This is a genomic window from Catenibacterium faecis (genome assembly GCF_014306455.1).
GTDB lineage: Bacteria > Bacillota_I > Bacilli_A > Erysipelotrichales > Coprobacillaceae > Catenibacterium > Catenibacterium mitsuoka_A.
Window position 1 is genome coordinate 24265 of record NZ_JACRWG010000030.1, and the last position, 6301, is coordinate 30565.

Below are 6301 nucleotides of genomic sequence, written 5' to 3' on the forward strand. Positions count from 1 at the left end.
TCCAAACAAATCGTTTAAAATGTCAGATGAAATTTTCTTCTAATTATCTTATGATTAAAGTAGAGAAATTGGAGGGTAACATATGGATTTTAATAATTTTTATAATGGACAGGAATTTGAGACTTATAAGTATCTAGGTGCTTTTGTTCATATGAATGGCGTGACTTTTAGAACATATGCGCCAGCAGCATCTCATGTGGCAGTTATTGGGGAATTTAATGACTGGCAGGAAACACCTATGAACCGTTGTGGAAATGGTCAGTTCTTTGAAGCGACTATATCAAATGCGAAAGTGGGACAGATGTATAAGTATCGTATTTATAATAATGGGTCTTTTGTAGATCACTGTGATCCTTATATGTATACAAGTGAAGTACGTCCTAATAATGCATCTATTATTTTTGATATGAATCAGTATACATTCCATGATGATGCTTGGATAAATCAAAGATTTAGTGAAGATATGCCTATTAATGTGTATGAAATGCATTTTGGTTCTTGGAAGAAACCAGGTGAAGAAGCAGATGACTGGTATACATATCGTGAAATGGCTGATTTAATTATTCCTTATTTAAAAGAAAATCATTATAACTTCTTAGAAATCATGCCTCTAAATGAATATCCTAATGATTTAAGCTGGGGTTATCAGCCTACGGGTTATTTTGCCCCTACATCTCGTTATGGTACTCCTGATGATTTAAGATATTTTGTAGAGAAGTGTCATGAAAATAATATTGCGGTTATTCTTGATTTTGTACCTGTTCATTTTGCGATTGATGGATTTGGTTTGAATAACTATGATGGTACACCTCTTTATAATTACCCTAATGATGCAGTAGGTAAGAGTGAATGGGGTACATGTAATTTCCAGCATTCTCGTGGGGATGTATGTTCATTCTTGAATTCTTCTGCTTATTACTGGTTAAAGGAATATCATATCGATGGCTTAAGACTAGATGCAGTAGGTAATCTTATTTACTGGCAGGGTAATAGTGGTCGTGGAGAGAATAGAGAAGCGATTCGCTTTGTTCAGAACTTTAATAAAGGACTTAAACAGAGAGTTCCTCATACTCTTCTTTTCGCCGAAGATTCATCTTCTTATCAAGGTGTAACACGTCCTGTTGACCAAGGTGGTTTAGGTTTTGATTATAAATGGGACCTAGGATGGATGAATGATACATTAGATTACTTTATGAAGACTCCAGAAGAAAGACCTTCTTTCTATCATAAGCTTACATTCTCTATGATGTATTTCTATAATGAACATTTTATTCTTCCATTCTCACATGATGAAGTGGTGCATGGTAAGAAAACTATTATTGATAAGATGTATGGTGAGTATGAAGAGAAGTTTGCACAGGTCAAAGCACTTTATATGTATATGTTTGCGCATCCTGGTAAGAAACTTAACTTCATGGGTAATGAGATTGCGATGTTTAGAGAATGGGATGAAACAAAAGAACCAGACTGGTTCTTATTGAAGTATCCTATACATGATTCTTTCCTTCACTTCATGAGAAAATTAAATAAGATCTATTTAACACATCCTTCTTTATCACAGTATGACTTTAGTGAAAGAGGATTTAAGTGGGTGGATTGTCATCAGGAACAGGATTGTATTTATGTCTTTAAACGTATGAGTGATAAAGAAACAATAGTCGCTTTCTTTAACTTCCATAATGTAGATAAGACATATACTTATAAAGTAGATCAGCCTGAAACATTGACTCTTCTATTAAATTCAGATAATGAATTATATAGTGGTAAATCACATAATCTAGATAAAGAAATTCATATAAATAATGAAATAGAAATGACATTACCTGCCTATAGTGCACAATTCTATATTGTAAAGTAAAAGCGTATCACCTATTTGGTGATACGTCTTTTTACTTAAATATCTTTCTATAATAGCCTCTCTTTTTAAAGTATGTCACTGTATTCTCAAAATCCTTATTAATATAGAAAGTGAGTACATAATCTGCATCATTAATGACTTCAATACTATAATTATAGTTATTAATTGCGTCTGAAATAGTATCCATCGAAAGAGTTTCATAGTCCTTTCTTAAGGCATATTTCAAACCTCTAAAATCATCTTCTTTTAAATAGACTGTATCGTCCATTGTATCATCTTTATAGTTCATAACAGATACTTCTACCCAATGCATATTTCTAAAGATCTGGTTCATATAAGAGACATTTGTATAAAGAGACTTCATATCATCCTTCACATATTTATCGAAACAGTCTTGTGATATGTTGTAGGAACGTGTGAGTGTTTTACCATCTACGAGATGATACGTAATGTTGAAATAATGAGAAGAATCATTAGAGTTATGTGGTGCTTTTAAGATATCTTTATGTATATCATGAATTATATCTATTGTATCTGAATCATTCAGTTTAACATCCTGATTACCTGAATAATCAGAACTGAATGTCACATAAGATACAGTACCTGTTTTTGGAATCTTATTTTCTTCATCTGTGATATCAAAGACAAAGAAGACGCACATGAGTGAGAAGACCACAAGATAGATGATAAACTTCTTAAAGTTCTTCTTATTAAAGACATAAAGTGTCATATCTGCAATCATTCTTGAAATATAGTAACCTATAAATGAATCAATGATACCTATAATCACAAAAGTGATACGCATTGTATGAATTGATGTTTCATTGGATATAAATAAGAATGTCACAAATGAAGAGAGTACAAGAGTCCCTATAATGACAACTATATCTTTTAAGCGGTCAAAAACCACAGAAGAACCAATGTATTCTAACTTAACACGTTTATAAATGAAGTAGGCAATAAAGACCAAACTGATGCCTATCGCAATATAAATAGTCAAATAAGCAAGAGTATATAATGTGAGCCATTTTTCTAGATTTAATACATAATTGAAGGCAGTAGAATAGTTCTCAAAAGCGACAGAAGGTTCTTCTACACCATAAGTAAAGGCTGATTTAAGAATAGTAAAAAACTGTGAACTAAGCCAAGGTAGACTATTAAAAAATATTCCTAATATACAATGCGTATAGAGATTACCCGTGATAATACCACAGAATTGTGTAATGCCATACGCAAAGAATATGAGTGCACTTTGAATCAAAAACCAGCTTAAACAATGGTTGATTGAAAGTTCTCTATAATATAAAGGAATTGTTTTCCCATAGAATATGAGTATCCCTGTTGTAAGAGTAAGAGGTACAAACATTAAAATCATTCCTACAGTAAAAGATGTCCAATATAGTTCTGATCTTTTTATAGGCATAGAATGAATAATTGTAGAGGCTGTACGGTTATGATAAAAATAGAGTAAAGCCACACTTGTAAGTACCGCAATAGTAGAGATAATAAGATTACCTGCAAAATAAGATTCCTTGAGATAGGCTGCATAGTATTGATACCCCTCTGAACTTGCACCCTGGTAGATAGGATAAAGATATAATAAAACATAGGATACCATCATCCCTAAACCAATGATCCAGAAACGTTTCATAAGGTTTTTAAAGAAGGTTTTATTAAAATATGAGTTTTTGGACATCATCATCTTCTCCTCCTACTTCATATATAAAGAGTTCTTCCAGACTTAAAGGAAGTATATCAAAGATAAGAGGAGATTGATCTCCTATAACCTTTCTAATATTAGAAAGAGAGTCTTCAATAATCAATATTTTTACTGAACCTCTTTCCTACTGATACGCAATATTTAAATCATCTAAATGAACTTCTTTGTCTCCAAATGAAACCTGTATTTTATGAATATGCGTTTGAATATATTCTAAATCAAACTCCTTCATAATTTTACCTTTATACAATATACCTACATGATCCACTATTCCTTCTAATTCTTTTAAATTATGAGAAGAAATAAGAACTGTTAGATTCCTTTGGGCAACATCATCAATAATATATTTCCAAACTAATTTTCTTGCGACTGGATCTAATCCATCTATAGGTTCATCTAAAATAAGATATTTAGGCATTGTAGACATAATTAAACAAAATGATGCTTGTTTTCTCATTCCTTTAGAGAATGTCATTATCTTCTTTGTAGGATTTAATTTAAATGTTTTGTAGAGTTCTTTAAATCTTTCCTGGTTCCATGATGGATAAAGGTCTTTATAGACTTTCGCATTTCTTTCTAAGTTTGTTTCTATGAAATACATCTCATCAGATATATAGCCTATCTTTCTTTTTAATTCTATATTTTCATAAACAGGCTGTGATTCTATAAAAATCTTTCCTGCATCCTGTTTTAAGACACCCACCAGATGTCTAATGAGTGTTGTTTTACCTGCTCCATTAGGACCAATCAAACCATAGATAGATCCTTCTTCTACCTGCATATTGAGATGATCAAGAACAACCTCACCATCAATCACTTTATATAAGTCTTTTACTTTAATCATGAGGGCTTCCTTTCATATTTTCTAGAATCTTATTATGTATTTCATCTTGAGTCATACCCATGTGGATTAATTCTTTATAACCTTCTACAATCATATGAATCGTATCATCGATTTTCTGTTCATCTATCTTTACATGTTTTCTTGATGATACAAAAGTACCTTTATTCACAATTGTATAGATATAGCCTTCCTGGTCCAATGTCTGAAATGCTTTTTGAACTGTATGAGGATTAATAGTTAATAGTTGAGAGAGTTCTCTTACTGTTGGTAATTGGGTATTTTCTTTTAATACACCTGTCATAATCTGTTCCTTAATATTATCTACAATCTGTTCATAGACAGATTTATGACTTTGATAGTTTAACTGAAACATCACTTCTCCTCCTTATGAAATGTAGAGATGATACCAAGAGTATAGGGATCTTCTAGACTAGGAACAGCCTTTAACCACTTATTCTTAAGAAAGTCATTTATGACCTTCATCACATCTTCTAAATCACTTTCTTTTCCCTCACATCTCAAATTAAGACCACAACTTGCACATCCACCAATAGAATGAACAGAATAATCATACCCTTCTTTCTTCAAGAAACGATTCAATTCTAGAATCATATTAAAATCTACTGTACCTATCATAGTATCACCTAATTCTCTACATGATATACATAACTTACATAAGGCTTCTTACCTTCCTGCATATCTCTATAGAGTTCTTTCTTCTGTTCAATATAGTCTAAAGATTCTTGTATTTCTGATAGTCTTCTTTCTAAATCTTCTTTTGTCTCATTAAGCATATCTACACGCTCTGGAATAGAAACAGGACCCTGCATACAATAATCAAGATATTGACGCATATCCTTTAAACTCATTCCACATTTCTTTAAACACTGTAAGCCTTTGATCCATTCAATATTATTCTCATCAAAGATACGATAGTTATTCTTATCTCTTTTCACATTTGGTATAAGACCTTCCTTACAATAATATTTTAATGTTTCATAGCTCCATCCTACTATCTTACATACCTCTTTCATCGTATACATAAATATTTTCTCCTTTTTACTTGCACGGTAGTAACTCCCATGTTTTATAATTTTATTGTACAAATATAAAGGAGGAATTACAATGAAAACACTTTATTTAATGCGTCATGGACAGACTTTATTTAATGCACAACATAAGATTCAGGGATGGTGTGATGCACCTCTTACAGAAATTGGAATTAAACAGGCAGAAGTAGCTGGAAAATGGTTTGATAATAATCATATTCAGATTGATGATGCTTATTGCAGCACAAGTGAAAGAGCGAGTGATACACTTGAAATAGTTACACATCATAATATGCCTTATACACGTTTAAAGGGATTAAAAGAAATGAACTTTGGTGTCTTTGAAGGAAAAGATGAATGTCTTAATCCACCATTTCCTTATCTAGATTACTTTAAAACTTATGGTGGAGAATCACAGGATGAAGTACAGAAAAGAGTTGTAAAGACTATCACAGAAATTATGGAAAATACAAAAGGTGATAATGTCCTTGTTGTATCTCATGGAGCTGCTTGTGCCAACTTTATTAGAAACTTTGAAGAATATAATGTAGCTCACTATAAGAAGGGGATTAAGAACTGTGCTATCTTTATATGTACGTATGAAGATGGAATCTTCTCTTGTAAAGAAATCATCAATCATGATTTTAGTAGTTTCATGTAAGAGTTCCTTTTTGGAACTTTTTTTAGTATGATAAATAAGACAGGAGGATGAAGTGTGAAACAAAAATCAATCAAAACGTATAAAAAAAGACAAACTTAAAAACAAGTTTGAATAATTTAGAAAAAATAGAATAGTTGAATTTTATGGTTTAGTTAATTTAGAAACGTCA

At 31.6% G+C, this 6301-nt stretch carries 7 protein-coding genes; 2 read left to right on the forward strand and 5 right to left on the reverse strand.

Annotated elements, in window-relative coordinates:
* Window positions 1–82 precede the first annotated feature (82 nt).
* The gene (glgB, locus tag H8909_RS07855) at window positions 83–1858 is read left to right on the forward strand and encodes a 1,4-alpha-glucan branching protein GlgB (protein ID WP_187012437.1); all 1776 of its coding nucleotides are present in this window, start codon (window positions 83–85) and stop codon (window positions 1856–1858) included.
* A 31-nt stretch (window positions 1859–1889) separates the two neighbouring features.
* Here glgB and H8909_RS07860 read toward each other — a convergent pair whose 3' ends face one another.
* From H8909_RS07860 to H8909_RS07880, 5 genes are all read right to left on the reverse strand, one after another.
* Window positions 1890–3560, reverse strand: coding sequence for a hypothetical protein (locus tag H8909_RS07860; RefSeq protein ID WP_187012438.1), 1671 nt, complete (start codon window positions 3558–3560; stop codon window positions 1890–1892).
* 142 nt (window positions 3561–3702) lie between these two features.
* Window positions 3703–4422: an ABC transporter ATP-binding protein gene (locus tag H8909_RS07865; protein WP_202985927.1), complete on the reverse strand. Its 720-nt coding sequence runs from the start codon at window positions 4420–4422 to the stop codon at window positions 3703–3705.
* On the reverse strand, window positions 4415–4795 hold the full coding sequence (locus tag H8909_RS07870; protein WP_187012439.1) for a GntR family transcriptional regulator: 381 nt from the start codon (window positions 4793–4795) through the stop codon (window positions 4415–4417). Before H8909_RS07870 ends, H8909_RS07865 begins: the two co-directional genes overlap by 8 nt.
* The gene (locus tag H8909_RS07875; protein ID WP_187012440.1) at window positions 4795–5058 is read right to left on the reverse strand and encodes an RDAC family protein; all 264 of its coding nucleotides are present in this window, start codon (window positions 5056–5058) and stop codon (window positions 4795–4797) included. The genes H8909_RS07870 and H8909_RS07875 overlap by 1 nt, the downstream gene beginning before the upstream one ends.
* Before the next feature lie 8 nt (window positions 5059–5066).
* Window positions 5067–5465 carry a MerR family transcriptional regulator gene (locus tag H8909_RS07880; RefSeq protein WP_187012441.1) on the reverse strand — a complete coding sequence of 133 codons (399 nt, stop codon included), beginning with the start codon at window positions 5463–5465 and terminating at the stop codon, window positions 5067–5069.
* Window positions 5466–5547: 82 nt separating this feature from the next.
* On the opposite strand from H8909_RS07880, the gene H8909_RS07885 reads away from it, so the two are divergent.
* Window positions 5548–6132, forward strand: a complete 585-nt coding sequence (locus H8909_RS07885; protein WP_187012442.1) for a histidine phosphatase family protein — start codon at window positions 5548–5550, stop codon at window positions 6130–6132.
* The last annotated feature ends 169 nt before the right edge of the window (window positions 6133–6301 follow it).

What these genes read in the sequence shown, in the direction of transcription:
- glgB (WP_187012437.1), top strand. Translation starts at nt 83, where the DNA reads ATGGATTTTAATAATTTTTATAATGGACAGGAATTTGAGACTTATAAG.
- H8909_RS07860 (WP_187012438.1), bottom strand. Translation starts at nt 3,560, where the DNA reads ATGATGATGTCCAAAAACTCATATTTTAATAAAACCTTCTTTAAAAAC.
- H8909_RS07865 (WP_202985927.1), bottom strand. Translation starts at nt 4,422, where the DNA reads ATGATTAAAGTAAAAGACTTATATAAAGTGATTGATGGTGAGGTTGTT.
- H8909_RS07870 (WP_187012439.1), bottom strand. Translation starts at nt 4,795, where the DNA reads ATGTTTCAGTTAAACTATCAAAGTCATAAATCTGTCTATGAACAGATT.
- H8909_RS07875 (WP_187012440.1), bottom strand. Translation starts at nt 5,058, where the DNA reads ATGATAGGTACAGTAGATTTTAATATGATTCTAGAATTGAATCGTTTC.
- H8909_RS07880 (WP_187012441.1), bottom strand. Translation starts at nt 5,465, where the DNA reads ATGTATACGATGAAAGAGGTATGTAAGATAGTAGGATGGAGCTATGAA.
- H8909_RS07885 (WP_187012442.1), top strand. Translation starts at nt 5,548, where the DNA reads ATGAAAACACTTTATTTAATGCGTCATGGACAGACTTTATTTAATGCA.